General features: G+C 72.4%; 24 protein-coding genes and 1 riboswitch. Of the genes, 13 read left to right on the plus strand and 11 right to left on the minus strand.

The genetic code is table 11. The features are described 5' to 3' along the window. Positions 1-102 precede the first annotated feature (102 nt). The gene (locus ACFFR3_RS23385) at positions 103-471 is read left to right on the plus strand and encodes a hypothetical protein (protein ID WP_355417097.1); all 369 of its coding nucleotides are present in this window, start codon (positions 103-105) and stop codon (positions 469-471) included. On the opposite strand, the gene ACFFR3_RS23390 is transcribed toward ACFFR3_RS23385, so the two are convergent. Beyond that, positions 449-1,126 (minus strand): hypothetical protein, encoded by a 678-nt coding sequence (locus ACFFR3_RS23390; RefSeq protein WP_379483839.1) that lies wholly within the window; start codon positions 1,124-1,126, stop codon positions 449-451. The two genes, ACFFR3_RS23385 and ACFFR3_RS23390, sit on opposite strands and share 23 nt — an antisense overlap. Before the next feature lie 158 nt (positions 1,127-1,284). Then, on the minus strand, positions 1,285-2,511 hold the full coding sequence (locus ACFFR3_RS23395) for an FUSC family protein (RefSeq protein ID WP_345395220.1): 1,227 nt from the start codon (positions 2,509-2,511) through the stop codon (positions 1,285-1,287). A gap of 98 nt (positions 2,512-2,609) precedes the next feature. Between ACFFR3_RS23395 and ACFFR3_RS23400 the strand changes: the two genes are divergently transcribed. The 5 genes from ACFFR3_RS23400 to ACFFR3_RS23420 all read left to right on the plus strand — a co-directional run bounded on the left by ACFFR3_RS23400 (position 2,610) and on the right by ACFFR3_RS23420 (position 9,236). Further along, positions 2,610-3,233 (plus strand): dienelactone hydrolase family protein, encoded by a 624-nt coding sequence (locus tag ACFFR3_RS23400; RefSeq protein WP_364377959.1) that lies wholly within the window; start codon positions 2,610-2,612, stop codon positions 3,231-3,233. 62 nt (positions 3,234-3,295) lie between these two features. After that, positions 3,296-3,925 (plus strand): ATP-binding cassette domain-containing protein, encoded by a 630-nt coding sequence (locus ACFFR3_RS23405; RefSeq protein WP_345395214.1) that lies wholly within the window; start codon positions 3,296-3,298, stop codon positions 3,923-3,925. Next, positions 3,909-5,144: a hypothetical protein gene (locus tag ACFFR3_RS23410; protein ID WP_364377957.1), complete on the plus strand. Its 1,236-nt coding sequence runs from the start codon at positions 3,909-3,911 to the stop codon at positions 5,142-5,144. The genes ACFFR3_RS23405 and ACFFR3_RS23410 overlap by 17 nt, the downstream gene beginning before the upstream one ends. A 49-nt stretch (positions 5,145-5,193) precedes the next feature. Next, entirely contained in the window at positions 5,194-6,894 is a 1,701-nt protein-coding gene (locus tag ACFFR3_RS23415) for an ABC transporter permease subunit (RefSeq protein WP_379483840.1), read from the plus strand. Beyond that, positions 6,891-9,236, plus strand: a complete 2,346-nt coding sequence (locus tag ACFFR3_RS23420; protein WP_379483841.1) for a hypothetical protein — start codon at positions 6,891-6,893, stop codon at positions 9,234-9,236. Before ACFFR3_RS23415 ends, ACFFR3_RS23420 begins: the two co-directional genes overlap by 4 nt. A 124-nt stretch (positions 9,237-9,360) precedes the next feature. Here the strand turns inward: ACFFR3_RS23420 and ACFFR3_RS23425 are convergent, their stop codons facing one another. Together ACFFR3_RS23425 and ACFFR3_RS23430 are read right to left on the minus strand one after the other, a co-directional pair. Then, positions 9,361-10,056 (minus strand): zf-HC2 domain-containing protein, encoded by a 696-nt coding sequence (locus ACFFR3_RS23425; RefSeq protein WP_364377951.1) that lies wholly within the window; start codon positions 10,054-10,056, stop codon positions 9,361-9,363. Between the two features lie 34 nt (positions 10,057-10,090). After that, entirely contained in the window at positions 10,091-10,615 is a 525-nt protein-coding gene (locus tag ACFFR3_RS23430; protein WP_446686054.1) for a sigma-70 family RNA polymerase sigma factor, read from the minus strand. 482 nt (positions 10,616-11,097) lie between these two features. On the opposite strand from ACFFR3_RS23430, the gene ACFFR3_RS23435 reads away from it, so the two are divergent. Then, the gene (locus ACFFR3_RS23435) at positions 11,098-12,159 is read left to right on the plus strand and encodes a HesA/MoeB/ThiF family protein (RefSeq protein WP_364377949.1); all 1,062 of its coding nucleotides are present in this window, start codon (positions 11,098-11,100) and stop codon (positions 12,157-12,159) included. Between the two features lie 65 nt (positions 12,160-12,224). Beyond that, the gene (locus ACFFR3_RS23440) at positions 12,225-12,350 is read left to right on the plus strand and encodes a hypothetical protein (RefSeq protein ID WP_379483842.1); all 126 of its coding nucleotides are present in this window, start codon (positions 12,225-12,227) and stop codon (positions 12,348-12,350) included. Between the two features lie 274 nt (positions 12,351-12,624). On the opposite strand, the gene ACFFR3_RS23445 is transcribed toward ACFFR3_RS23440, so the two are convergent. The 3 genes from ACFFR3_RS23445 to ACFFR3_RS23460 form a co-directional block, all read right to left on the minus strand. Next, positions 12,625-12,774 carry a hypothetical protein gene (locus ACFFR3_RS23445; protein ID WP_345395182.1) on the minus strand — a complete coding sequence of 50 codons (150 nt, stop codon included), beginning with the start codon at positions 12,772-12,774 and terminating at the stop codon, positions 12,625-12,627. A gap of 482 nt (positions 12,775-13,256) precedes the next feature. Then, the gene (locus ACFFR3_RS23455; RefSeq protein ID WP_345395176.1) at positions 13,257-13,574 is read right to left on the minus strand and encodes a hypothetical protein; all 318 of its coding nucleotides are present in this window, start codon (positions 13,572-13,574) and stop codon (positions 13,257-13,259) included. Then, the gene (locus ACFFR3_RS23460) at positions 13,567-14,799 is read right to left on the minus strand and encodes a serine/threonine-protein kinase (RefSeq protein ID WP_379483843.1); all 1,233 of its coding nucleotides are present in this window, start codon (positions 14,797-14,799) and stop codon (positions 13,567-13,569) included. Before ACFFR3_RS23460 ends, ACFFR3_RS23455 begins: the two co-directional genes overlap by 8 nt. A 265-nt stretch (positions 14,800-15,064) precedes the next feature. Between ACFFR3_RS23460 and ACFFR3_RS23465 the strand changes: the two genes are divergently transcribed. Then, on the plus strand, positions 15,065-15,679 hold the full coding sequence (locus tag ACFFR3_RS23465) for a hypothetical protein (protein WP_364377928.1): 615 nt from the start codon (positions 15,065-15,067) through the stop codon (positions 15,677-15,679). Positions 15,680-15,760: 81 nt separating this feature from the next. Further along, positions 15,761-17,287 (plus strand): M28 family peptidase, encoded by a 1,527-nt coding sequence (locus ACFFR3_RS23470; protein WP_379483844.1) that lies wholly within the window; start codon positions 15,761-15,763, stop codon positions 17,285-17,287. 205 nt (positions 17,288-17,492) lie between these two features. Here ACFFR3_RS23470 and ACFFR3_RS23475 read toward each other — a convergent pair whose 3' ends face one another. Then, positions 17,493-18,437 (minus strand): DNA polymerase domain-containing protein, encoded by a 945-nt coding sequence (locus ACFFR3_RS23475; RefSeq protein ID WP_345395161.1) that lies wholly within the window; start codon positions 18,435-18,437, stop codon positions 17,493-17,495. Between the two features lie 57 nt (positions 18,438-18,494). Beyond that, a riboswitch (TPP riboswitch) is annotated at positions 18,495-18,590 on the plus strand. On the opposite strand from ACFFR3_RS23475, the gene thiD reads away from it, so the two are divergent. Together thiD and ACFFR3_RS23485 are read left to right on the plus strand one after the other, a co-directional pair. Beyond that, the gene (thiD, locus tag ACFFR3_RS23480; RefSeq protein ID WP_345395158.1) at positions 18,578-19,387 is read left to right on the plus strand and encodes a bifunctional hydroxymethylpyrimidine kinase/phosphomethylpyrimidine kinase; all 810 of its coding nucleotides are present in this window, start codon (positions 18,578-18,580) and stop codon (positions 19,385-19,387) included. Its footprint overlaps the riboswitch before it by 13 nt. 30 nt (positions 19,388-19,417) lie before the next feature. Next, a complete protein-coding gene (locus ACFFR3_RS23485) occupies positions 19,418-20,092 on the plus strand; it encodes a TenA family protein (RefSeq protein WP_345395155.1) in 675 nt (224 codons plus the stop codon). Between the two features lie 3 nt (positions 20,093-20,095). Here ACFFR3_RS23485 and ACFFR3_RS23490 read toward each other — a convergent pair whose 3' ends face one another. Continuing rightward, on the minus strand, positions 20,096-22,210 hold the full coding sequence (locus tag ACFFR3_RS23490) for a carbon starvation CstA family protein (RefSeq protein WP_364377922.1): 2,115 nt from the start codon (positions 22,208-22,210) through the stop codon (positions 20,096-20,098). A 34-nt stretch (positions 22,211-22,244) separates the two neighbouring features. Continuing rightward, on the minus strand, positions 22,245-22,583 hold the full coding sequence (locus ACFFR3_RS23495) for a hypothetical protein (RefSeq protein ID WP_345395152.1): 339 nt from the start codon (positions 22,581-22,583) through the stop codon (positions 22,245-22,247). Between the two features lie 235 nt (positions 22,584-22,818). Between ACFFR3_RS23495 and ACFFR3_RS23500 the strand changes: the two genes are divergently transcribed. Continuing rightward, positions 22,819-24,828, plus strand: a complete 2,010-nt coding sequence (locus tag ACFFR3_RS23500) for a GxGYxYP domain-containing protein (protein ID WP_379483845.1) — start codon at positions 22,819-22,821, stop codon at positions 24,826-24,828. Here the strand turns inward: ACFFR3_RS23500 and ACFFR3_RS23505 are convergent. Beyond that, positions 24,803-25,492, minus strand: a complete 690-nt coding sequence (locus ACFFR3_RS23505; RefSeq protein ID WP_364377918.1) for a nucleoside/nucleotide kinase family protein — start codon at positions 25,490-25,492, stop codon at positions 24,803-24,805. The two genes, ACFFR3_RS23500 and ACFFR3_RS23505, sit on opposite strands and share 26 nt — an antisense overlap. Between the last annotated feature and the right edge of the window lie 20 nt (positions 25,493-25,512).

Below are 25,512 nucleotides of genomic sequence, written 5' to 3' on the forward strand. Positions count from 1 at the left end.
ACCGATAAAAGTCGTGAAATCTCGGTTCTGAGGTCGCAGATCTTTCGCGCGGCTTCTCGTTTCCTGGACTCACCGGCCGATTCACAAGCGGAGGTGATCCGGATGCTCAAGAACCATCTGCGGCAAGACCTTCAATGGCTCAAGCGACAGGCGCGCAAGGACCGGCGGATCACGCTCGCCGTGCTCGGCGGGCTGCTCGCGGCCTGGGCCCGCCAGCTCTCCGACGTGCAGGGCGGGAACCCGTCGCCGGTGCTGCTCGCGCTCTCGGCCGCGCTCGTCCTGGTGTCGGGGGCCGCGTGGCTCGTCTCGGCGTTCTTCGTCAGCAGGAGCCTGCGGGTGCGCCGCGAGCCGGCCGAGGAGCTGCGCTGGGTCGCGCGGATCGGGCTGGGCAAGGAGTGGGCGTTCTGCTCGCTCAGCGCGTACGTGGCCTGGCACCTGCTGCAGTTCCTCACCGCGCTGGTGATGAGCTGAGCGGGACGCGGTCCAGTTCGTCCACCCTGATCGCCGCGCCGGTGTGGACGAACTGGACGAGCTCCGCCACCGGCAGCTCGGCCAGGCCGAAGTCGGTGTCCGCGTGGGCGTCGCACCAGGCCACGATCTCCTCGGCGTTCGTCAGGGGCGCGGCGAAGTGGACCAGGCTGACGTACCAGCGGTCGCGGACCCTGCCGTACTCCAGGTCGCGCACGCCCCTCGACTCCAGGCCCCTGGCGAAGCGCTTGCGCAGCGTCTCCAGCGTCTCGTCCACGGGATGCGCCCCCACCAGGACGCCGCCTTGGTGCGGGGCGACGCCCGCCAGGTAGACCCAGGCGGGCGGCAGGCCGTCCGCGGCCTCGGCCAGCGCCGCGGCGTACGCGCGGCGCAGCGGGTCGTCCTCGGGGATCACGCTCCGGTACGGCTCCAGCGACCTGAGCGTGACGTGCAGGGCCGGGCCGCCGTGCACCCAGTGACCGGGGGCGTGCACGGTGGCCGCCAGGTCCGTCAGCCGCCCGGCGACCTCCCCGGCCGGCCGCAGCACCACCGCCGCGCCCCAGCGGGCGCCGCCCTCCACCATGGGCACGTCGTGGGTGGCCTCGCCGGCCAGCAGGGCCGCCCGCCCTCGCTCGCGGAACTCGGAGAAATCGGACATCCGAGCAGTATGCCAAACCTCTTCCGAGGTCGGCGGGGTGATCGCGGGAATCAGCCGGGGGCCGCGCGGCCGGTTTCGGCGGGCCAGTCGGAGGTGGTCGCCCCCGGGATGCGCCGGGCGGTCAGTCAGAGGTGGTCGCCCCGGGATGCGCCGGGCGGTCAGTCAGAGGTGGTCGCGGCGGGATGGGCCGGGCGGTCGGGTGTCGGGAAGGCGGCGCGGTGAGGGCCGTCGTCGGGGTCGAACTCGTGGCGGATCCTGGCGCAGTCGTCCAGCAGCGCGCCCTGGAGGAAGCGCAGCTCGGGGTGGCTCGTGCGGTGGATGGTGCCCGCCATGCGCCGGTGCTGGCGCTCGCCGTCGTCGAGTGCGGCGCGCAGGTCCTCCATGTCCTCGCGGCTGCCCGGGCTCACCTGGAGCATGCCGAAGTGGCGGAAGATGCGCGACAGCGCCGACAGCTCGTCGGCGAGCGGTTCCGGCAGGTCGGCGCCACGCTCGCCGGGCAGCCCGCGCACCCCCGCGACCAGGTCCACCAATCCCCTGGCGACGCCCCTGAGCTGGTGGCAGGCATGGTCGAGGCAGGTGGCCGCCTCGGCGACCTGGCGCAGGCGGCGGTCGTAGCGGCGGCGGCGCAGCGACAGGCGTACGGACTCGGCGGCCTGCTCGGCGGCCTCCTCGGTGTCCTCAAGGCGCTGCGACAGCGTACGCGCCCGGTCCAGCCACTCGGCGGCCTGCTCGTGGTCCCACTCGCCGCGCAGCCCCTCGGCCATGTCCTCGGCCAGGTTCGACAGCTCCCCCGACAGGCCGCACAGCTCCTTGCCCGCGTGGTCGACGAAGCGGGGCGGCAGCACGAGCAGGTTCGCCGCGATGCCGATGGCGGCGCCGAGCAGCACGTCGGCGAGGCGGGCGAAGCCGTACGTGCTGCCGAGCGCGAACACCAGCAGCGCGGTGATGGGGATCTGCACGTTCTGGGCCGGCAGGTTGAGCAGCCTGGTCAGCACCAGCCCGGCCACGACGAGGACGGCGAGCGTGCCCAGGTTCGGGCCGATGAGCCAGATGAACGCGGTGGCCGCCGCCACGCCCACGATCACCGCCAGGATCTGCTGGGCGCCGCGCACGACCGTGCTGTACGCGGTCGCCGACACGGTCAGCAGCACCCCGATGGGCGCGAGCACCGGCAGGTCGACCTTGAGCACGTACGCGGCCAGCCACCAGGCCAGCGCGCACGCCGCCGTCACCTTGACCGTCTGGGCCAGCGCCTCGCGTTCCATGCGCAGCCAGCGGCCGATCCCCATGGTGCGGACGAGCGTGAGCGCCGACGCCCCGCCCGCGAAGATGCGTTCGAGCGGGTCACCGGCCGGCTCGAACCTGCGCCCCGGTTCCGTCTTCATGTCCCCGTCCCCCTTCCCAGGCCACTGCCCAGCTCAGGGGCGGATAGAGCCGGGCGTGACCGGGTAGCGGCAGCCTGCGGTGAGGGGAGTGGGTGGACATGCCGGGAGATCTGGTCGTTCCTGACGGCGCGCTGGGCGTGGTGGTGTTCGTGCACGGCAGCGGCAGCAGCCGGTTCAGCCCGCGCAACCGGTACGTGGCCGGCGCGCTCAACGAGGCGGGTCTCGGCACGCTGCTGTTCGACCTGCTGACGCCGGAGGAGGAGGCCGACCGGGCGAACGTGTTCGACATCGAGCTGCTGGCCGGGCGGCTGCTGGAGCGTACGGCGCAGGTGCGCGAGCATCCCGGCGCGGCCGGGCTGCCGGTCGGCTACTTCGGCGCGAGCACGGGAGCGGCGGCGGCGCTGTGGGCGGCGGCCGAGCCGGACAACCCGGTCGCCGCGATCGTCTCGCGCGGCGGGCGGCCCGACCTGGCCGGCGACCGGCTCGCCGCGGTACGCGCCCCCACCCTGCTCATCGTGGGCGGCAGGGACCCGGTGGTGATGGAGCTGAACGAGGAGGCCGCGCGGCGGCTGCGCGCCGAGACCAGGATCACGGTGGTGCCGGGGGCCACGCACCTGTTCGAGGAGCCGGGCGCGCTGGACGCCGTGGCCGAGCATGCCCGCGGCTGGTTCGTCACCCACTTCGTGAACACGCGCGGGAGTCGCCCGGCCACGTTGAAGTAGATCGTCGTTTGTGCGAACGTCAGGTGGCGGACGGCATCCCGACGTGACGGATGGTTGCACACGTGCCCTTGCTGGAGATCGACGGTCTCACCTGGCTCACGCACGGCGTCCGGCAGCGACTGTCACCCGGCCCGCTCACCCTCGACGCCGAGCAGGCCGCGGTCGTGGTGGCCGGCGACCCGGCGGCGGGCGAGGCGTTCGCCGACGTCCTGCTCGGCCTGGAGGCGCCGCACGAAGGCCGGCTCCGCCTGGACGGCCGCGACGTCACCGCGCTGTCCACCGCGGACCGCGCGATCGGGCTGGTGCCCGCGGGCGGCGGGCTGCTGCCGCACCTGACCGTCAAACGCAACCTCGAACTGGCCGCCCGCAAGGACCTGGCCCTGGTGTCGCACGGGCAGGTCGCGTACATGTCGGGGTGGATGGACATCCAGGGCTTCATGCGCGCCAAACCGCACGAGCTGGCCCACGACGAGCGGCTGACCGTCGCGCTCGCGCGGGTCATGTGCCGGCCGATGCCGCCGAAGATGGTGGTGGTCGAGGACCGTACGGGCTGCGAGCCGTGCCACGCGGCGGTGAGCCGGGCGCTGCACAGCAAGCTGGCCGTGCTCATCGTCACCGACGACGGCACCAGGGTGACCAGCCTCGCCTCCTCCGCGCGCGTCTGGGAGATCACCGATGCCGATCAGCCGTAGGGCGTTCCTGCTGGGGGTGCCCGCACTGGCCGCCACGGCCTGCGCGGGTCAGCCGCCGCTGCGGGTCGCGGTGGTGTGGAGCGGCGCGGAGTTACAGCGCTTCCTGCGGGTGGTGGACGCGTACACGGCCGGCTCCCGGCGGCCGGTCAGCGTCTACTCGGCGGGCGACAACATCAGCGCGCTGCTGCGCGGCCCCGCCGAGAACGTCATCCCCGACGTGGCCGTCATCCCCAGGCTCGGGCTGCTGTTCGACCCGCTGGTGAGCCCGCGCATCCAGCCCAGGGTGGGCGGGCACGTGCAGGACGCGTTCTGGCGGGGGCTCGTGACGCCGTACGAGGGCGGGCCCGAGCTCGGCGCCTGGTTCAAGCTCGCCAACAAGTCGCTCGTCTGGCACCGCAAGGGCGAGCGGCACGCGCCCCCGAACCTGACCTCATGGATGCCCCGCCCCGGCACGGTGGCCATCGGCGCGGCCGACGGGTGGGTGCTCAGCGACTGGTTCGAGAACGTGCTGCTCGCCTACGCGCCCGAGGTCTACGACGGCCTCTTCACCGCGGCCACGCGCGGTGACCCGGAGTGGTGGGCCAGGAACGAGGTGGCCGAGGCGCTCACGGTGCTGGCGCTCATCTGGCGCGAGGCGTTCACCCCCGACCAGGGCAGGCGGGCGCTGACCCTGCAGTTCCACGACTCGATACTCGACGTCTTCCGCTACCGCGGCGCCGACGTGGTGGCCGCGCCCGACTTCGCGCTGCCCGTCATCGAGCGCTACGCCGGCAAGGACGTCGCCCGCCACTTCTCCTTCCCCGGCCACGCGGGCGGGCCCCCGCCCCTGGTGGCCGGCGGCGACGTGGCGGTGGCGATGCGGGGCGGCGGGCAGGACGCGCTCGACTTCGTGGAGTGGCTGACCAGGCCGCGCGGGAGCGACGAGCACGACGCGCTGACCGAGTGGGTCGACGAGGGCGGCTTCCTCACCCTCGACCGCGAGCCGTCTCACCCGCTGCTGCGCGAGCCCGCGCTGGCGCTGCGCGGGCGCGAGGGCCGCCGCTACGACCTGTCCGACCGCCTGATCGGCCGTCTGGAGGGCGGCGACGGCCGCGGCCTGTGGCGCGTCCTCACGGAGCTGTTCGGCGACGTCGCCGCCGGCACCACCGCCCCCGCCGGCGCCGCCCAGGCCGCCCGGGAGAAGATCGTCACCAGCCTCGCGAAGGGCAGCGGCCGATGAGCGGGCGAACGAGCGGACCTCACGTCCTTCTGTCCGGGGTGAGCGGGCCATGAGCGGGCGTGACGCGTTCTTGTTCGAGGTGGCGCCGCATCACGATGGCGGGGGGCCGGTCAGTGCGCGCGGGATCAGCCGGTGGCGGGCGGCGCTCTATCTGCTGCTCGCGGTGGTGCTGTCGGCGGGCGTGATCCTGGCGCCGCTGCTCGGGACCGTGCTGATCAGCTTCTCGCGGCCCGGCGCGTGGTCCGAGGTGCTGACCGACCCGCAGGCGTGGCAGGCGATCGGCAACACGCTCACCTGGTGGGTCCTGGTCGTCGTGGTGTGCGCGGTGGGGCTCGGCCTGGCCTGGCTGGTCAGGACCGCGGGCCCCGCGCTCGGCCTGGTCATGCGGGTCATCCTGGTGCTGCCCGCCGTGGTGTCGCCGCTGACGACGGGGGCGATCTTCCGGCTGCTGTTCGACACCAGCAGCGAGCGCGGCATGGCCGCCGCCGTGCTCGGCCACGACACCGCCTTCCTCGGCCCCGGCTGGATCTGGCTGGTGCTCGGCCTGGCCTTCGTCTGGCAGTACGCGGGCGTCGCCTTCCTCGTCTTCCACGAGGCACTCGCCAGGCTGCCCGCGCACCTGCTGCGCGTGGCCAGGGCGTTCGGCGCGGGCCGCGGGCGCCGGCTGTGGTCCGTGGTGCTGCCCGCGCTGGCCGGGCCGGCCGCGCTGGCGTACCTGTTCGCGCTGGTGGCGGCGGCCCGCGTGTTCGACCTGGTGCTCATGGGGGTGCCAGGGTCGATGCAGGCGCTGGTCGAGGGCGGCGGGCTGTACTGGTGGCGGCACAACGACGACCTGGGGTACGCCAGGGCCGCCGCGCTGGCCGTCCTGATGTCCCTGCTGGTGGCGGGGCTGGCCGCACCCGCCCTGCTCGGCCTGCGCGGCCGGGTGACCTGGGCCGGCTCCACGCCGTCCGCGCAGCCGCCCGCCACGAGTGGCCGGCGGCTCTGGCCGCTCGGCGGCGCGGTGTCGGTGCTGTGGCTGCTGCCGTTCGCGGCGCTGCTCATCACCTCGCTGCGCGACCCGGTCGCCGCCGCGCGAAGCGGGTGGTGGAACGGCGAGCCGTGGACGCTCGGCTCGTACGCGGAGGCGCTGTCCGACAGTGCGTTCACCGGGGCGCTCGGCACCACGTTCCTGCGGGCGGTCACCGTGGTGTGCGTGGTGCTGCTGGCCGCGGTGCCGGCCGCGTACGTGCTGGCCCACGAGCATCTGCTGCCGCGCCGCACCTGGCGGCCGGTCCTGCTGGTCTCGGTGGCCCTGGCGGTGCTGCCGCCGCAGGCGTTCGCGGTGCCGCTGCAGCAGACGCTGAGCCCGCTCGGCACGGCACCCGCGCTGACCATCGTGCACGCGGCGCTGGTGCTGCCGCTGGCGGTGCTGGTGCTGCACAACGCGTTCGTCCGGGTGCCCGCGCCCATGCTCGCGCGCGACCGCTGGGAGCTGGTCCACTTCGTCCGCGAGGCCCGGCCCTCGGTGGTGCTGGCAGGAGTGCTGACGTTCGTCCTGGTCTGGAACGATGCGATCGTCGGGCTGCTGCTCAACTGGCCGTCCGGCGACCACCTGCCGCTGATCCTGCTGGAGCAGGCCCGCCACTTCATGAGCGCGGCGAGCCCGCTCGCGGCCCAGGCGGTGCTCGCGACGGCGGTGCCCGTGCTGGTGCTGGCCGTGACCGCGCGCCTGCTGTACCGGGGCCTGACGCGGGGGGTGCGCCGGTGACGGACATCTCGCGCAGGGAGCGGCTCGGCTTCCGGCTGTCGCGGCTCTACCGGCTGGCCGCGGCGCATTGGGCGGAGCTGGGGGTCGGCGGGGCGCTGACGGTGGGCGGCGCGATCCTCATCCTCCAGGAGGAGCTGGCCAAGAAGCTCGTCGAGCTGCTGCCGATCTGGGCGGTGGTCGGGCTGCTCGCGGTGTTCGTGGTGGTGGTGCCGGTGGTGGCCGGGCTGGTCACGTACCGGATCCGGCGTCACCGCGCCCGCCCGCCGCGGCCGCTGCCGGCCACGATGCCGTTCCCCGACCGGATCGACGAACTGATCGGCCGCGAGGCCGAGCTGCGGCGGATCAAGGCGGAGGCGCTCGAACGCGGCGTCGTCGTCGTGCACGGCGCCATCGGCATGGGCACGTCCACGGTCGCCGTCCACGCGGTGTGGGAGCTGGCGGGCGAGGCGCGCAAGCAGCGCTACGCCGACCTGCGCGGCGCCGACCGGGACCGCCCCGAGACACCGCTGAGCGTGGCCCAGAGGGTGCTGCGCACGCTCAACCGCCCGCCCGGCGGCATCCAGGAGCCCGGGGACGCCACCGAGGAGGTCATCGAGGCGCTCAACGGCACCGGCCAGGTGCTGCTGCTGGACAACGTCAGCTCGTGGAGCCAGGTCGAGTGGCTGCCGACCCGGGTGCCCGGCGCGCACATCGTGATCGCGGGCACGCTCGCCGACCAGCCGCCGCAGCACATCGAGCTCATCCAGCTCGGCCCGCTCGCCCCCGACGCCCGGCGGACGCTGCTCGCCCGGCACATCGGCGACGACCGGGTCACCCGGGAGCCGAAGGCGCTGGAGCTGCTCGCCGACGCCTGCCTGGGCAGCCCGCTCGAACTGGTCAGGGTCGGCCGCTGGCTGGCCGGCAACCCCGGCGTCTCCCTCCAGTCGCTGGTGGACGACCTGCGCAGCCTGTCCATCCCCGACACCCTCGACTTCGTGCTCGAACGCAGCGTCAGGCAGCTCCGGCCGACCGCCAAGCGATTGTTCGTGCTGCTGGCCGGGCTGCCGATCGCCGAGGTCGACCACCAGGCGGCCGCCGCGCTGCTCGGCGTCCCGTCCGCGGCCGACGCGATCGCGGAGCTGGCCGGGCTGGGGCTGGTGGAGAACGTACGGATGACGCGGGTCCGGGTGTCGGGGACCTTCCGCGGCAGCGGCGCGGCGGACCCCGGCACCGGCACGGCCGCGCGCCCGCCGAGGGAGGTCGCGGCCTGGCGGCGGCTGGTCGAGCACTTCGCCGAGCAAGCCACCGGATACGCCGGGCGGCTGCCCGCCGAGGAGGCGAGAACCTGGTTCGCCATGGAGGACCGGGTGCTGCTGCAGGTGCTCGCCCGCGAGGAGCCCGCGCCGCGTACCGGCCGGGCGCTGGCCGAGATCGGCGACGCGCTGGAGACCTGGTTCCGCCTCGAGCAGCGGCACGAGGACCGGCTGCGCGCGGCGGCCGAGCTGGCGCGGGCCGCCGAATCGCTCGGGGACGAGCAGGTGCAGGCCACGGCCGAGCTGCGGCAGTGCGCGATCCTGCTCACCACGGGCGACCCCCGCGAGGCGCGCAGGCACTTCGACCGGGCGGCGGCGGTGCGCGTCAGGGTCGAGTCATGGCCCGCCGACCTGCACCTGGCGCACGCGGCCATCCTGCTGTCGGCCGGCGACGAGTACGAGGCCGTGGAGTCCGCGCTGGTCAGGTACGGGCAGGCGCTGACCGGCGGGCACGTGGCCGGGCAGGCCATCAGGCTGGCGAACGTGGCCGCGCTGCTCATGCGCAAGGCCCAGGCGCACGACCACGAGGGCGCCGCCGGCAAGGCCCGCGGCCTGCACACCAACGCCCGGGTAGTGCTGTTCGAGGCGCTCGACCTGGCGCGGAAGGCCGGCGACCAGGCGACGGAGGCGCACGCGCGCGAGCTGCTCGCGCTCGCCCACCACTACCTGGGTCAGAGCCACGACGCCGGCCTGCACCTGGACGAGGCCGAACGCCTCTACGCCGAGACCGCCGACGAGTTCGGCCGCGGGCGCTGCCTCGTGCACCGGGCCGGGATCCTGCTGGCGGACCCGGCGCACGAGCCGGGCACGGTGGCGAGCACAGGGGCGAGCACAGGGGCGGACACGGTGGCGGGCCTGCTCGACCAGGCCACCTCCCGCCTGCCCGCCGCCGGCATCAGCACCGCGCTCGCCCACCTGCACCTGAGCAGGCTCCGCCCGGACCGGGCCGCCGACCACCGCAGGAAGGGCTTGAGGGCCCTCCGCCCATGGGACGGCATCGCCGAGCCGAAGCAGGTCGAGGAGCTGCGCAAACAGCTCCAAGCCCCCTGACCCGCCCGCCTCTCAGACCGCCGACGCCGGCGGCCCGCCGAGCGAAGGACGCGAAAGCGCTCACCCCTCAGACCGCCACCGTCACAGGCGGCCGGCCGAGCGAGAGGCGTGAAGCCCTCCCCCCTCAGACCGCCACCGTGGCGAGGGTTCTGCCGTCGAAGGTCTGGATGGTGAAGTGGTTGAGCTCGTCCTGCGGGAGGCTGGTGCCGCCGTGCAGGAGGAGCGGGTCGGGTGAGCCCGGCACGCCGTACCCCTTGTCCGGCACGCCCCAGCTCGCCACCACCTCGGAGCGGCCGTCGTCGCCGACCGCCATGAGCCGGCACTGCAGCGGGCCCTTGACGCCCTTGAGCTCCAGCGCGACGTGCGTGCCCCAGCCCTTGTCCTCCACGCCGACGAGCCCGGTCACGCCGGTGGCCGGGTCCGTCACCGAGTAGGTGCGGCCGGTCATGAGCAGGGCGCGGGCCGGGCTGTGGATGCTGTCGGGATTGGGACCTGCGGTCGTGGCGCTGACGCCGAGATAGACGCCGGCCGCGACGAGCACGCAGGCCGCCGCGGTCATGAACGCGCGGTGCAGGCCGCGGCGGCGCCGCTCGGTGGCGGCGCGGCGGACGAGGAGCGATTCGACCTGCGGATCCGGCGGCTGCGGCAGCAGGTCGTCCGGATGCACCCCCTTGATCAGCTCCCCCATGGCGGCGAACGACCCCACCTCGGCGGAACACGTCCCGCACCCGTGCAGATGGCGCTCGAAGGCCGCCCGCTCATCCCCGTCGAGCAGGCCCAGCGCGTACGCGGCCACATCCTCGTGATGTACCTCGGTCATGGCGCCACCCCCCTGTCATCGTGACGCACCTTGGTCACGGCAGCGTCACCCCCCTTTCCTCCAGCGCGACCCGTAAGGCGCGCATGGCGTAGTACACGCGGGACTTCACCGTGCCGACGGGCACGCCGATCGTCTCCGCCGCCTCCTGGAGTGTGCGATCCAGGAGGAACGTCTCGGTGAGCACCTGCCGGTGCGCCGGGGAGAGCGACATCATCGCGTCGGTCACGACGATCTCGCGCAGCAGCTGTTCGTCCTCGGCGGCCACGGGCTGGGCACGGTCGGAAAGGTCTTCGACGGTGTCGAGGGGGCGGGCGCTGTTGCGGCGCCGGTCGTCGATGACGACGCGCCGCGCGACGGTCGCGAGCCAGGGCATCAGCGAGCCGGATTCCGTGCGCAGGTCGTGGAGGTTGCGCCAGGCTCGTACGAGCGTCTCCTGGACGACGTCCTCGGCCCAGCGGCGATCGCCGCCCGTCAGTCTGATGGCGAAGGCCAGCAGGGGGGCGCCGTATTCGCGATAGAGGGCTCGGACCATGGCCTCGTCCGTTACGCGGTGATTCACCACGGGCGGGCTCCTCGCGCTGCGGATATCATGAAATACCGCACTCGGTACGCTGATATTGGGAAATATCACTCTAGCGACGGCGCGTCGCGCGGGTGGGGTACTTCGCGAACCTCACCGCATAACTAGATTATTCCGGTAAATCCTGCTTCAGTCCCCTGGAAAGGGGATTATGATCATTCGGTTGACGATCCGCGATCCGGCGGCAGGCACCGCCCCGACGTCGAGGTGACGGCGGAGCCCGAGACCCCCATCGGCTCGCTGCTGCGGGCCCTGCCCCTCCCCGTCAAAGGCCAGCCCTGCCACGTCGGCAGCGACAAGCTCGACCCCGAGCCCCCGTGGCCGAGAGCCCGCTCGTGCGCCGCTGCGCTCCGGCGTACGGCTGCTGCTCACCTCCACGAACCGGGTGCAGGCCCGCCGCCTCGACCTCGTGCAGTTCGCGACCTTGACCCTGTAGCCGGCCGCTGACCACGATCGGGGGCATGCGCTTTCCCCGCGTCAAGCCCGAGCACGCCCCGCAGCGGCTCGGCGACGGGACCATCCGGCTCGGCGGGGCGATGTTCGGCCTGGCCACGGAGATCCACGACGCCGACGGCCACGCCTGGTCGGCCCTGACGCTCATGGACGGCACCCGCGCGCCCGCCGAGATCGCCGCCGAGCTGCTCGCCGGCTTCGCCATGCTCACCCAGGAGGAGGCCGACGAGCTGGTGGCCGCGCTGCTGGCCTCGGGCCACGTGGAGGAGACCGCGCCGGGCCCCTGCGACGAGCTGGGCGAACGGGAGAAGGAGCGCTACAGCCGCAGCCGCGACTACTTCCGCTGGGTGGACCTCACTCCGCGCGACCACGGCTGGGAGCCGCAGGTCAGGCTCAAGTCCGCGCGCGTGCTGCTGATCGGCCTCGGCGGTACGGGCACCCACGCCGCCTGGTCGCTGGCCGCCTCGGGCGTGGGCCGGCTGCACCTGGTGGACCCCGACGTCGTCGAGCTGTCGAACCTCAACCGGCAGGTCCTCTACACCGAACCGGACGTCGGCCGCCCGAAGGTGGAGGCGGCGGTGGAGCGGCTGCGCCGGGTCAACTCCGACATCTCGGTCACCGGCGAACCGCTCACAGTGGACGGCCCCGACGCACTGGCCCGCCTGATCGACGGCTTCGACGTGCTGGCCCTCTGCGCCGACCGGCCCGGCGAGCCGGACGGCATCAGGACGTGGGCCAACCGGGCCTGCGCGCGGGCGGGCATCCCGTGGGTGACGGGCGGCTACAACGGGCCGCTGGTCAGCGTGGGCGTCTTCGGGCCCGGCGGGCCGTGTTTCGCGTGCGTACGGGCCGGCATCCCGCCGCAGCCCGGCGACGGTTACGCCTGGCCCGGCGTCACCGGCATGTCGGCCGGGCTGTCGGGCCAGCTCGTGGCGTACGACGTGGTGCAACTGCTGACCGGGCTGTCGGTCACCCCGCCGGGCTATTTCCACGGCCTGTCATTGCTCGACCCGGATGCGCATGTTTTTGCGCGATATCCCACGCGCAGCGGGTGTAATTTCTGTTATTAAGGGGGATGCGAAGGGAATCATACCGTCATCCCACTGTTTTCCTGACTTGCCCGGTAAGGAGTGCCATGAGCAACCCCCCTGCCCCGCAGAATCAGCAGGAGCGGAAGGACCGCACCACGATCACCATCCGCCGCCTGACCAAGGCCGAGACCCCGGGCGTGCTCCACCCCAGCCACGGCAACTCCAACTGATCCCGGCAGAGCCTGCTCACGATTGCGGCAGGACACCGATGTCGTGACCCTGATCATCGATGCGGCATCGGCCGGTGGTACGTTCCCGCAGAAGCCGCGCTGATCGTAGTCAGGGTGATCGAGACACTGACCCGATGCCAGGGCACGGTCCGGCAGCCAGCCGGCCTCCTGTCGTAAACACAACTCGATGCGCCGCTTCATCTCCGACTGAGCAGCCCTGAGGATCTGACGCGTCAGCACCTACATTCATCCCTGGTCCACGCGCTTGTAAGCCTCATTCAGTTGTACGGGTCTTCACAGGCTCGCTCGCCAGAACAGTTTCGATGACGTCCCTGGCACTGGGAATGAGATTGAGGCCGAGGACCTCTTCTCGCTCGAACCAGCCGCACTTCTCGATGAAGTCCTGCTTGTCGTTCCCGCTCATGTCCACACGGTCGCCGCTGGCTGTGCACAGCATGTGCGACGGCGACGACGGTCGGGGTCCGCTCCCCGTCGAGTTGCCATGACCAGAGAGCCAGAGGGCGCCCGGGGCGCACTTCCAGCCCTACTTCCTCGCGTATCTCGCGGACGAGCGCCTCATCGGGGGACAGGTCCTCCAGGCCCTGCATGATCTGGCGGGCGCCGTTGTTCCACTGATCGTGGTCCTGCTGTGCCCGAGGCGCGCTCGGTGACGAAGTCGCTGGCCGATCATCGCCTTGAGCTGGGTCAGGCGGCTCTCGATGTCCTTCTCCTTGTTGAGGCGCGTGGCGCTGTTCTCCACCTGCGGGAAGCTCAGGTGATGGGTTCCAGCTGCCAGCCGCGGCCCTGGCGTCCACCAGCCGGGCCAGGTCGCCGGTACGTCCCGCGCGCCGGACGTCGAAGGCGTAACAGGAGCCGGGGACGCGGACGGTGAAGCCGTACGGCAGGTCAGCCATGGGCCTGCTCCACGACCACCCCGGCAGGGGCCTGCGGCGCGGGCCGATCGGCCAGCGCGAGCGCACCGTCCAGCTCGCCCGTGCCCGTCACCAGGGCGTCGAGCAGGCCGGCCGCGCGTTCGAGCAGTTGGTCCATGCGTTCGCGGTTGTCGGACGACTCGGCGACGAAGCACCGGAGAGCCGCGTCCGCCTTCGGGGAGCCGGTCGGCTGCGCCTGGGCGGGCCCGCCGTCGAGGGCGGCGCGGATGGCCTTGAGGTCGCGGGCGACGCTCGCGGCCTCAAGGCGGTTCGCGCTGAACTCCTCAGCCATGCGGCCCCTCCTTGATGTCCTCGTAGGCGCGCCAGTCGCGGTAGACGGTCTCGGCGACGCGGGCGCCGGCGGTCCTGCTCTCCATGCGCAGCCGCAGGCGTACCGGCAGCCCCGCGTCGTCCACCTGCACGGTGAACCGCACCGGGCCCTCGGCGCCGACGCCCGCGAACGACGCGGCGTCCTCCTCGCCCCGCACCCGGTGCGCGAGCGCCGAGCCGGTGAGCACGCGCCCGCCGCCCTCGGCGGTTCTGCTGGTCACGGCGGTTCCCGCCGCGTCCAGCAGTGCCTTGATCGTGTACGGCGAGCTCAGCTCCCGCACGCCGGGCGCCTGCTGCTGGGCGCACGGCCCGTTCGGCGGCCTGGCCGCGTCGAACGCCGCGCCGCCCGCCACGCCCCTGCTCCCGACCAGCGAGACCGTGACGGGCGCGGGGGCGTTCCCGCAGGTCAGCTTCATCGCGTACGCCGTGGACGCCGCTCCGTCGAAGCTCAGCCGCCCCTCGGCCACGGTCTCCCCGCTCACGTGCCGGAACGTGGCCGTGCGCGCCCCCATCGCGTCGAGCAGGTCGTCCGTGGCGGCACGCCGCTCGCCGCCGGACAGCAGGATCACCACCCCGGCCGCCACCGCCACGGCGAGCACGCCGACCGCCAGCCCCGCGAGGTAGGCGGGCCGCCGCCACAACGGCTCAGGCGGCGGGGGCTCAGGATGCCGGACCCGCTCGTACGGCATCGTCCGCCGCTCGGCCGCCAGCAGCAGCTCGTGCACCGAGCCGCCACGACACCGCCCAGGATGCCGCCCAGCATGCGGCCCAGAATGCGGCCCAGCATGCTGCCCTGGATGCCCGAGCAGGATGCGGACCAGGTCCACCGCCGCCGGGCGGGCACCCGGATCCGGGCGGCGGCACTCGTCGATCACCGCGCGCAAGGCGGGCGGCAGCCGGTCGAGGTCGGCGGCGGCGTCCGGCTGCCGCCCCGTGGCCGCGAACACCACGACGTCCGCCCAGTCGCCGACGTCGTGCCCGGGGAACAGGCTGTCCCTGGGCCCCGGCGCGAAGAACGCCTGCCCCTGGGGTGAGATCAGCACGTTCGCCGGGCTGAGCCGCAGCCCCGCGATGCCGCCCAGGTGCAGGCGCGCCATCGTGGTGGCGGTGCCGAGGGCGAACAGGTAGAGCCGCTCGCCCGTGAGCGGGCCCGCCGTCCTGACGACGGCGGTCAGAGGCTCGCCCAAGCCGAGGTAATCGCGCGGCCGAAGAGCCAGGCCGTCGCTCCATCCCTGAAATTCCATCGCCGTCCCCGTGGTGGCCGGTCAGCGTGGGCGGCACCGCCAGTGATCGCGTTCCGGCAGGTCATCGGCGGGTGCCGCAGGTCCGACAGGTTGTACGCCCACCCCTTATGGCGGGTTCAACCCATGCCGAGCGGGTCTGGCGGGGCTTGACCTTGACGCGACGTCAACGTGTCCCATGAGCGGGGAAACCGCCGGAGGAAGGAAGCACATGGTCAGAGCGGTGCTGCGGATCGTGGGGTTCGAGGTCAAGGGCCTGGCCGCCATCGCGGCGTGGATCGTGCGGCGGCGGCACGGGGTGCCGGACGGGGCGACGGCGCTCGCGTACGGCAAGGAGCAGGCGTTCATGCTGGGCCTGATGAGCTTCGCGATGGCAGTCGAGACCGTGGTCGTGGACCTGCTGCTGGCCGCGCTCGGCGTGCCCGCCTGGCTGCGGTACGGGGTGCTGATCGCCGACCTGTACGGCCTGCTGTACGTCCTCATGCTGGCCGCCGGCTGCGCGACCAGGCCGCACGTCGTCACCGCCGATGAGCTGCGCGTCAGGTACGGCGTCTACCTCGATCTGCGGGTGCCCCGTGAGCTGGTGGCGGGCGTACGGACCGGGCGGGCGTACCACCAGGGCGGCATGATCACGGTCGAGGGCGGGCGGCTGACCGTGGCGGTCTCCTCGCAGACGAACGTGACGGTCGAGCTGGCCGAGCCGGTCACCGTGGTCCGCCCGCTGGGCCGCCGCGCCGAGGTGACCTCGGTGCGGTTCTTCGCCCAGGATCCCGAGATGGCGGTGGCGGCGCTCAAACCCGGCATCACCACTCGTACGAACAGCTAGGCGAACCACCTTCGCGGCGTTACCGTCCATTCAGCACCATCTCGGGATCTTCCACCCTCGACCTCGGATGGAGGCGCCGCCTTGCTCTTATCTAGGCGTACGACCTGGAAAACGAGATCACCCCTCATCGCGGCGATCGCGGCACTGTCCCTCATCACGGTGATGCCGGCCGGGCCGGCGCGGGCCGCCGCGCCGCCGGACATCTCCCTCACCAACGTCAAGGCCCACCTGTCGCAGCTCCAGTCCATCGCCACCGCCAACGGCGGCAACCGGGCGCACGGCAGGCCCGGCTACCTCGCCTCGGCCAATTACGTCAGGTCGCAGCTCGACGCGGCCGGCTACACCACCACCCTGCAGTCGTTCACCTACAACGGCGCGACCGGCTACAACGTCATCGCCGACTGGCCGGGCGGCGACCCGGACGACGTGCTCATGGTGGGCGCGCACCTCGACAGCGTCACCGCGGGGCCCGGCATCAACGACAACGGCTCGGGCAGCGCGGCCGTCCTGGAGACCGCGCTCGAAGTCTCCCGCCAGTCGCTGCAGCCGGGCAAGCACCTGCGCTTCGCCTGGTGGGGCGCGGAGGAGCTGGGGTTGCGCGGGTCGCGGTTCTACGTGAACAACCTGCCGGCCGCAGAACGCGCGCGGATCAAGGGGTACCTGAACTTCGACATGGTCGGCTCCCCCAACGCCGGCTATTTCGTCTACGACGGCGACAACTCGGACGGGACGGGCGCCGGGCCGGGCCCCGCCGGGTCCGCGGCCCTGGAGCGCACCCTCCAGGACTACTTCACCTCCATCGGCGTGCAAACCCGCGGCACCGACTTCGACGGCCGCTCCGACTACGGGCCGTTCATCGCGGCGGGCATCCCGGCCGGTGGCACGTTCACCGGGGCCGAAGGCATCAAGACCAGCGCCCAGGCCGCGCTGTGGGGCGGCACCGCGGGGCAGGCGTTCGACGTCTGCTACCACCGCTCCTGCGACACCACGGCCAACATCAACGACACCGCGCTGAACAGGAACGCCGACGCCATCGCCTACGCCGTGTGGACCGTCGCCACCGCCGTACCGCCGGTCGTGGTCTGGCAGGACACGTTCGAGACGGCCACGGGCTGGACGGCGAACCCGAACGGCACCGACACCGCCGCCACCGGGCTCTGGGAACGCGGCGACCCGCAGGCCACCACCTCAAGCGGCGCCAAGCAGCTCGGCACCACGGTCAGCGGCACGAACGACCTCGTGACCGGCCGCCTGGCGGGCTCGTCGGCGGGCGACCACGACATCGACGGCGGCGTCACCTCGATCCAGTCACCGCCGATCACGCTCCCCTCGGCAGGCCCCCTGAACCTGTCCTTGTCGTACTACTTGGCGCACGGCTCGAACTCCTCCAGCGCCGACTACCTGCGCGTCCGCGTCGTCGGCAGCACCACGACGACCGTGCTCGACCAGCCCGGCGCCGCCACCAACCGCAACGGCGCCTGGACCACCGCGTCGGCGAGCTTGAACGCCTACGCGGGCCAGACCGTCCGCATCCTCATCGACGCCGCCGACGCCTCAGGCGCCTCCCTCGTGGAGGCCGGCGTGGACGACGTCACCATCACCCGCTGACCGCGACCGGGGCGAGACTGCTCTCGCCCCGGCGAAGCGGGCTACGGGGCGGGCTACGGGGCGGTGCGTGGCGGTGCGTGGCGGGATGCCGCGCACGTCGAAGGCCAAGCGAGCCGTCGAGCGCCCTCCGCGCCGGTGAAGACTGCCGCCGGCCGGGATGCCGGCCGCGCCGCCAGCGGCGAGGGCGGCCCGGCGCCGCGGGCGGCTAATCGACGCGGCGGGCGCGGGCGCGGCGCTTGCCCTCGTGCATCGCCTGCACACGCGCCACCGGGATCGTGTGCCCCTCCTCGACGAGGTCGGCGGGCAGCGCCTGCGGCGCCGGCATGTACTCGGCCCACGGGTCGCCCTCACCCAGCCGCTCGACAGCGGTGCGGATGGTGAACTCGCCAGGCCGGACGCCGTCGAGCTCGTCCCACGCCACGGGGAACGAGACGGGCACGCCGGGCCGGATCCGCGGGCTGTAGGCGGCCGCCACCGTCGCGCCGCCCGCCCGCGTGGAGTCGAGGAACACCTTGCCCTCGCGGTCCTCCCTGATGAACGCGGTGGTGGCCAGCGAAGGGTCCAGCCGCTCGGCGCGGGCGGCCAGCGCCCGGGTGGCGGCGGCCAGGTCGTCCATCGCGGTGCCCGGCACCACGGGCACGAACACGTGCAACCCCTTGGCCCCGCTGGTCTTGACGGCCCCGGCCAGCCCGCAGTCGGCGAGCGCCTGCCTGACGAGGTGCGCGCCCCGGACGGCCGGCGCGAAGGAGTCATGCTCGGGCGGGTCGAGGTCGAGCACCATGTGCGTGGGGTGCTCACCGGCGTAGAGCGCCGGGTGGTATTCGACGGCCCGCTGGTTGGCGAACCAGAGCAGCGTCCTGCGGTCGTCGCACAGCGCGTACGTGACCTGCCGCCGCGAGGAGTCCGCCCACACGGTCACCGACCGCACCCAGTCGGGAGCGTATTTGGGCAGGTTCTTCTGCATGAACGGCTCCTGCCCTGGGCGTACCCGGATGACCGAGAGCGGCCGGTCGCGCAGCACGGGCACCATCCGGCCCGCGACCGCGTCGAGGTAGTCGACCAGGTCCCGCTTCGTGGCGTCGGCGCCGTCGAAGAGGGGCTGGTCGAGGTTGGTCAGGGAGACCCCGTCGCGCGTCTCGTCAGCGGCCACCCGCCCTACGATGCCCACACTCGAACGTGTGGTCAACAACCCGGCCTGTTAGAGTGAGCCGTTGACGCGGGGTGCCCGGAAAGCCGGGCTGAGATCACACCCGTCGAACCTGATCTAGTTCGCACTAGCGAAGGGACGTCATGGCAGCGAACGCCGTACCCAAGGTCCTGACCATCGCGGGCACCGACCCGAGTGGCGGGGCCGGCATCCAGGGCGACCTCAAGACCTTCTCCGCGCTCGGCGCGTACGGCATGACGGTCGTCACCGCGCTCGTGGCGCAGACCACGACGGGCGTGACCGGCATCCACGAGGTGCCGGCCGCGTTCGTGGCCCAGCAGCTCGACACCCTGCTCACCGACGTGCCCGCCGACGCCGTGAAGATCGGCATGCTGGGCGACGCCGACCTGATCAAGGCGGTGGCGGCGGCGCTCGACACGTACCGGCCGCCTCATGTCGTGCTCGACCCCGTCATGGTCGCCAAGAGCGGCGACCGGCTGCTGCCCGCCGACGCGGTGAGCGAGCTGCGCCGCACGCTGCTGCCGCGCGCCGACCTCATCACCCCCAATCTGCCCGAGGCGGCCGACCTGCTCGGCGAGCCGCAGGCGAGCGGGCTGCCCGAGATGCACGCGCAGGCGGCCAGGCTGCGCGCGCTCGGCGCCCGGCAGGTGCTGCTCAAGGGCGGCCACCTCGACGGCGACACCTGCGTCGATGTGCTGGCCACCCCCGAGGGCACGATCGAGCTGGCCGCGCCGCGGGTGCCGACGCGCAACACCCATGGCACGGGCTGCACGCTGTCCTCGGCGATCGCGGCGCTGCGGCCCCGCCACGACGACTGGCCGAGTGCGGTGCGCGCCGCGAAGGACTACCTGACGCAGGCGTTGCGCGCCGCCGACTCGCTGGGGGTCGGCCACGGCCACGGCCCCGTCCACCACTTCCACAACGCCTGGTAACCCCGCCCCCTTCTTCGCGAAAGAGACGCGATGTTCTGCGATGACATCTGGCAGCGCACGTCCGAGCTGATGCGCGCCATCCACGAGCACCCCTTCGTGACGGCACTCGGCGACGGCTCGCTCGACCGTGAGACGTTCGCCTTCTACATGGTGCAGGACGCCCGCTACCTCGAGGCGTTCTCGAAGGCGCTGGCGGCCGCCTCCGTCCGCGCCGACGACTCCGACGAGGCGGCGTTCTGGGCCATGAGCGCGCACACCGCGCTGGTCGCCGAGCGCGAGCTGCACTCCGGCTACATCGAGGAGCTGGGCGCGGCCGTCAAGGGCATCGTGACCTCGCCGACGTGCCTGGCGTACTCGTCGTTCCTGCAGGCCACGGCCCTGTCGGCACCCTACCCGGTGATCGCGGCGGCGGTGCTGCCGTGCTTCTGGATCTACCAGGACGTCGGCACCGCGCTGCTCGCCAAGGCCGGCGACGACCCCGCGCACCCGTACGCGAAGTGGATCTCCACCTACTCCGACCCCGGGTTCGCCGCCTCCGTCGAGCGGGCCAAGGCCATCACCGACCGGCTCGCCGCCGCCTCCCTCCCTGACACCCGTGAGGCGATGGCGCAGGCGTACGGGCGGGCGGCGGCGTACGAGTGGATGTTCTGGGACAGCGCGTGGCGGCGCGAGGGCTGGCCCACGGCCGCCTGGCTCGCCCCCTGACCGTCACGGCGACTTCGCCATCAGCTCCTTCTCCTCGCGGGTGGCGATGAGCCCCGACGGCGCCACGATCGTGGACTCCTGGAACGGCGCCTCCGTGTCGGGCAGCGGCTCGCGCAGCCGGATCGCCTTGATCCAGATGCGGGCGGCGTCGATGAGGACCACGATGATCAGCACGGCGAAGAGCGCGGCCAGCACGCCGTCCACGGTCGAGTTGATGACGATCTGCCGCATCGCGTCCTCCGTCCTGGCGGGCGCGAGCAGCTCGCCCTGGTCGAGCGCGGCCTGGTAGCGGTCGCGCTGGGCGAAGAAGCCGAGCTTCGGGTCGGCGGAGAACACCTTCTGCCAGCTCGCGGTGAGCGTGACGGCGACGTCCCAGGCCAGCGGGACGCCCGTCACCCACGCCCACTTGAGCCGGCCGCTCTTGATCAGCAGCGTGGTGGCCACGGTGAGCGCGACGGCGGCGAGCAGCTGGTTCGCGATGCCGAACAGCGGGAAGAGCTGGTTGATGCCGCCGAGCGGGTCGTTGACGCCCTGGTAGAGGAAGTAGCCCCAGGCCGCCACCACGACGGCGCTGGTCGCGACGAGCCCGGGCCACCAGCTCACCCGGGAGATCGGCTTCCACAGGTTGCCGATCGTGTCCTGGAGCATGAACCGGCCCACCCGCGTGCCCGCGTCCACGGTGGTGAGGATGAACAGCGCCTCGAACATGATCGCGAAGTGGTACCAGAAAGCCTGGAGCCCCGCGCCGCCGAGGAAGCCGGAGAAGATCTGCGAGATGCCCACGGCCAGGGTGGGCGCGCCGCCCGTCCGCGCTATCAGCGTCTCCTCCTGCACGGCCGCCGCCGCGGCCTGCAACTGCTCGGGAGTGATGACGAAGCCCATGTTCGTGACGGCCTCGGCGGCGCTCTGCACGGTCGCGCCGACGACGCCGGCCGGTGAGTTCATCGCGAAGTAGAGGCCGGGGCTCAGCACGCAGGCCGCGGTGATCGCCATGACCGCCACGAACGACTCCATGAGCATGGAGCCGTAGCCGATCATCCTGACCTGCGTCTCCTTCTGGATCATCTTCGGGGTCGTGCCGGACGAGATCAGCGCGTGGAAGCCGGACAGCGCGCCGCAGGCGATGATGATGAACACGAACGGGAACAACGACCCGGCGAAGACCGGCCCCTCGCCGTTGAAGGCGAAGTCGGTGAACGCGGTGGTCCGCAGCGGCGGCATGGTGACCGCGATGCCGACCGCGATCAGCACGATCGTGCCGATCTTCATGAACGTCGACAGGTAGTCGCGCGGCGCGAGCAGCATCCAGACGGGCAGGACGGCGGCGACGAATCCGTACGCGATGAGCCACAGCGCCAGCGCCGACGGGCTGAGCGTGAAGAACGGCGCCCAGCTCGAGTCCTGGACCCAGCCGCCCGCCATGATGGCGAGGATCAGCAGCACGACCCCGATGACCGTCGTCTCGACGACCCGGCCCGGCCTGATCACCCGCAGGTAGAAGCCCATGAACAGGGCGATCGGGATGGTCATCGCGATGGAGAAGACGCCCCACGGCGACTGGGCGAGCGCGTTCACCACGACCAGCGCCAGCACCGCGAGCAGGATGATCATGATGGCGAAGACCGCGATCAGCGCCGCCGCGCCGCCCACCGGGCCGATCTCCTCGCGGGCCATCTGCCCGAGGCTCCTGCCGTTGCGCCGCATGGAGAAGAACAGCACCACCATGTCCTGCACGGCCCCGGCGAAGATCACCCCCGCGATGATCCAGATCGTGCCGGGCAGGTAACCCATCTGCGCGGCCAGCACGGGACCGACCAGCGGCCCCGCCCCCGCGATGGCGGCGAAGTGGTGGCCGAACAGGATGCGCCGGTCGGTCGGGTGGTAGTCGATGCCGTTGTCGAGCCGCTCGGCGGGGGTTGCCCTGCGGTCGTCGGCCCGCAGCACCTTGCGGACGATGAAGCGGGCGTAGAAGCGGTAGGCGATCGCGTACGAGCCGAGCGCGGCGCACAGCAGCCAGACCGCGTTGACGTTCTCGCCTCTGGACAGGGCGAGCACCGCCCAGCCGACGGCCCCGACGAGGGCCACCGCCGTCCAGATGATGATGGAACGCAGCTTCACCGGTTACCTCCCATGTGTCTGGCGACGGACAGGATCAGTCGTGAGCCGGGTTGTGTGCGGGACGTCCCAGGCAGCAGCGCAGCCCGGCGTCCGGCAGCAGGTCGGTGGTGAAGCGCCGCCAGCGCCACAGCGGGCGGCAGTCGATGGTGACGGGCAGCTCGGCGAGGTGCACCCAGGCCGTCGGGTGGGCGTACACGAGACCGGTCGGGCCGAGCTCGCGCGCCCGGCGCGGCAACCTGCTGCGCCGCAGCGGCCTGACCGAGAACTCGCCCGCGTCCGCGCAGCACAGACCGGTGACGTGCCAGTCGAAGAAGACCACTTCGTCGCCGCGCAGGGCGTCACGGGCGGCGGGGGTGAGCGTGACACGGGACATCCGTGGCTCCTGGTGAACAGGCAGCTCAAATCAACGTCGGCCTTACCCTGCGGTTGCTCTGTTGAAACGCTTCAGCGGCTCACGAAACGATCACGTGAGCGATCGGCACGGCTTATCCGGAAATTTCGCCTCATTTACACCATGGACAACAAACGGTCACATAGGTACGTTCGCTAGCGAAGCGATGACAACGCTGTCATTCCTGGTCTCCCCCCGACGAGGAGCAGTGAACGCCATGGTCTCCCGACGTGAATTCCTCCTGGCGAACGGCACGGTCCTCGCGGCCGGCGCGCTCGGCCTGAGCCTGCCCGCCGCCCGCGCGGCTGCCTCCGCCTCCGCCCCCTTATTGCCCGGCTTCGGCCGCCCCACCCGGCTCGACTACGCCGACATCGCCACCCTGCACGGCGACGACCAGCTCCTCCTGACCACCCTTCAGGGAGTCGTCAACCGCCGCCGCCCCCGGCTGTACTTCAACTACAACGAGGAGGGCTACGACGAGCGCTGGCTGTCCAGCACCGGCGCCGCCGTCACCCGCCACGACCGCCCGCTCGACCTCGTCGCCCGCTACCGCGGCGAGGTGCGCGGCGCGATCCTGCATGACCCCGGCGTCCCCGACTCGGTGAACGTCGCCACCACCCTGGCCGGCCTGGAGAACGCCGTCGCCGCCACCGCCGAGCAGGCCCAGGAGCACCGGCTCAAGGTCATCACGGACCTGCGCGGCCGCTTCGACCCCGACGACGTGCTCGCCACCTACCGCTGGCAGCTCGACACCCTCTGGCCCCGCTGCACCCACACCCTGCTCAGCGGCCTGCCGCCGACCAGGACCGTGTCCGTCGAGAACGTCCAGTGGCGCGAGGTCGCCAGGGAGACCGAGCGCATCAGGGACACCTCCAACCGCGAGGTGCGCACCTTCGACCTCAGCCAGGAGCTGTCCGGCGAGGAAGGCGTCTTCCTGCGCTTCCAGGACTCACTCGGCGACGACGGCTGGGGCGCCTCCGTCGGCTCCTTGGTCGTCAAGGCCGACGGCAACCAGATCGCCGCCTTCACGCCCGGCACCGACGCCGAGGCGCCGTACCTCTTCGACGGCGTCAACTCGGCCGTCGGCGCCGAGTCCAACCGCTTCGCCGACGGCGGCGGCTACTTCATCTACCGCTTCACCCCGCCGACCGGCACCCGCGAGCTGCTCGTCGAGGTGGACCTGTGGAACCAGTACCTGGTCACCGCCACCACCACCGCGCCCACCCGGGTCGAGCCGTTCCCCTACTTCCGCGACTACACCGTGGCCAGCCGGGCCATGGTCTTCTGGCTGCCGCCGTCCGGCGAGACCGGCAAGCTGCTCGACGAGATCTTGAGCAAGGTCAAGCCGACGACCCCGTACGCCGGCTGGTTCTCCAACGACGTGGCCGGTGAGTGGGGCGGCGTGGACCGCGCCTCCCAGCACGCCGTGGAGGTCGTGCCCGCCGACTACTACATGAACGGCACCGTGCACGCCGGCGTCGCCGCCAAGGTCTCCGACCGCGTACGCCCGCGTCCCCGCGCCACCCTCCGCAACCGCGTCTACCTCACGCTCACCGTCGGCGAGGGCGACAACATCCAGTACTGCCAGCGGCGCATGCGGCAGCTCTGGGACGACCCCGCGCGCGGCCGCGTCCCCACCAACTGGACGGTCAGCCCGCTGCTCGCCGACATCGGGCCCGCGCTGCTCGCCCACTACCAGCGCACCGCCACCGAGAACGACCTGCTCATCGCCGGGCCGTCCGGCGCCGGTTACACCTACCCGGGCTCGTGGCCAGAGGCCGATCTGGCCGCCTACACCAAGCTCACCGGGCGGTTCCTGCGGCGCACCGGCATGGACCTCGTCTACGCCTACAACCACCGCAACGCCGAGGACGACGGCTGGGTCGCCTTCGACGAGCGGATCGCCGCCTCCTACCGCAGCAACACCCCGATCCGCGGCATCATCCAGTCGTGGGAGACCGGCGACCTGCAGACCCACGTGGGCGGGCTGCCGGTCATCGGCAACCTCTACCCGCAGGGCAAGGCGCAGGAATACCGCGACGGGCTGCTCAGGCACATCGAGGGCTGGGACGGCTCCACCCCGCTGTTCATCGCCGGGGCCGTGAACGCGTGGAACTGGACGCCGTCCGACATCGCCGAGCTGGGTGAGCTGCTGGGCGACCCCTTCGAGATCGTCCGCGGCGACGCCTTCTTCGACCTCCTCAACCGCCACCTGACGAAGAAGTAGGACGGCCGGCCCTGGCTGCTGAAAGTGAGCTGAGGCCGAAGGCGGCGGCGAGGTCCGCGGCCAGGTCGTCCGGGGTCCGCGAGCCGTCCACGTCCACGACGGGCAGGCCGGTCTCGCGGGCCTGGCGGCGCACCTCGGCGTCCCACAGCTCGTCCCGCGCCACCCGCACGGCCAGCGCCGCGGCCGGATCCACGTCGCCGTAGGTGGCGCGGGCCGCGGCGGGGTCGGCGTAACGGGCCGCCAGGTTCCTGCGCCGGAACCCCGGCTCGGGCAGCAGGAACACCGCCTGCTCAGGGCGCTCCAGCAGCGGCGCGAGCTCGCGGGGCAGCGGCCGGAAGTCGTCCACCAGCACCGGCCGATCGGCGGGCGACGCCAGCAGCTCCTCGACCACGAACCCGAACGTCTCGCCGTGCAGGCTCGGCATCGCGCGGAACACCTCTTCCGGCGCGCGCCCGGCGAACCGCTCCTCCTTGGGTGTCCGCAGCAGAGCGCACATGTACGGCTGCCGCTCCGGCGTACACCGCCCGGCGTACCGCGCCTCGGCACGATCACCGTCGTAGACGGGCAACTCGTACCGCTCGGCCAGAATCCGGGTCACCGTGCTCTTGCCGGCCCCCGTCCCACCCGCGATCCACCGTACGTGCGCCAGCTCGTCAGCTCCCATGCCTCCACCCTGTCACGCCC

It is taken from the genome of Nonomuraea salmonea (assembly GCF_042428605.1).
GTDB lineage: Bacteria > Actinomycetota > Actinomycetes > Streptosporangiales > Streptosporangiaceae > Nonomuraea > Nonomuraea salmonea.

Coding starts and splice junctions, on each gene's coding strand:
- ACFFR3_RS23485 (WP_345395155.1), top strand. CDS start 19,418: ATGTTCTGCGATGACATCTGGCAGCGCACGTCCGAGCTGATGCGCGCC.
- ACFFR3_RS23425 (WP_364377951.1), bottom strand. CDS start 10,056: ATGACCGAGGTACATCACGAGGATGTGGCCGCGTACGCGCTGGGCCTG.
- ACFFR3_RS23410 (WP_364377957.1), top strand. CDS start 3,909: ATGCCGATCAGCCGTAGGGCGTTCCTGCTGGGGGTGCCCGCACTGGCC.
- ACFFR3_RS23435 (WP_364377949.1), top strand. CDS start 11,098: ATGCGCTTTCCCCGCGTCAAGCCCGAGCACGCCCCGCAGCGGCTCGGC.
- ACFFR3_RS23505 (WP_364377918.1), bottom strand. CDS start 25,492: ATGGGAGCTGACGAGCTGGCGCACGTACGGTGGATCGCGGGTGGGACG.
- ACFFR3_RS23465 (WP_364377928.1), top strand. CDS start 15,065: ATGGTCAGAGCGGTGCTGCGGATCGTGGGGTTCGAGGTCAAGGGCCTG.
- ACFFR3_RS23455 (WP_345395176.1), bottom strand. CDS start 13,574: ATGGCTGAGGAGTTCAGCGCGAACCGCCTTGAGGCCGCGAGCGTCGCC.
- ACFFR3_RS23400 (WP_364377959.1), top strand. CDS start 2,610: ATGCCGGGAGATCTGGTCGTTCCTGACGGCGCGCTGGGCGTGGTGGTG.
- ACFFR3_RS23415 (WP_379483840.1), top strand. CDS start 5,194: ATGAGCGGGCGTGACGCGTTCTTGTTCGAGGTGGCGCCGCATCACGAT.
- ACFFR3_RS23500 (WP_379483845.1), top strand. CDS start 22,819: ATGGTCTCCCGACGTGAATTCCTCCTGGCGAACGGCACGGTCCTCGCG.
- thiD (WP_345395158.1), top strand. CDS start 18,578: ATGGCAGCGAACGCCGTACCCAAGGTCCTGACCATCGCGGGCACCGAC.
- ACFFR3_RS23445 (WP_345395182.1), bottom strand. CDS start 12,774: ATGAGCGGGAACGACAAGCAGGACTTCATCGAGAAGTGCGGCTGGTTC.
- ACFFR3_RS23395 (WP_345395220.1), bottom strand. CDS start 2,511: ATGAAGACGGAACCGGGGCGCAGGTTCGAGCCGGCCGGTGACCCGCTC.
- ACFFR3_RS23495 (WP_345395152.1), bottom strand. CDS start 22,583: ATGTCCCGTGTCACGCTCACCCCCGCCGCCCGTGACGCCCTGCGCGGC.
- ACFFR3_RS23390 (WP_379483839.1), bottom strand. CDS start 1,126: ATGTCCGATTTCTCCGAGTTCCGCGAGCGAGGGCGGGCGGCCCTGCTG.
- ACFFR3_RS23440 (WP_379483842.1), top strand. CDS start 12,225: ATGAGCAACCCCCCTGCCCCGCAGAATCAGCAGGAGCGGAAGGACCGC.
- ACFFR3_RS23385 (WP_355417097.1), top strand. CDS start 103: ATGCTCAAGAACCATCTGCGGCAAGACCTTCAATGGCTCAAGCGACAG.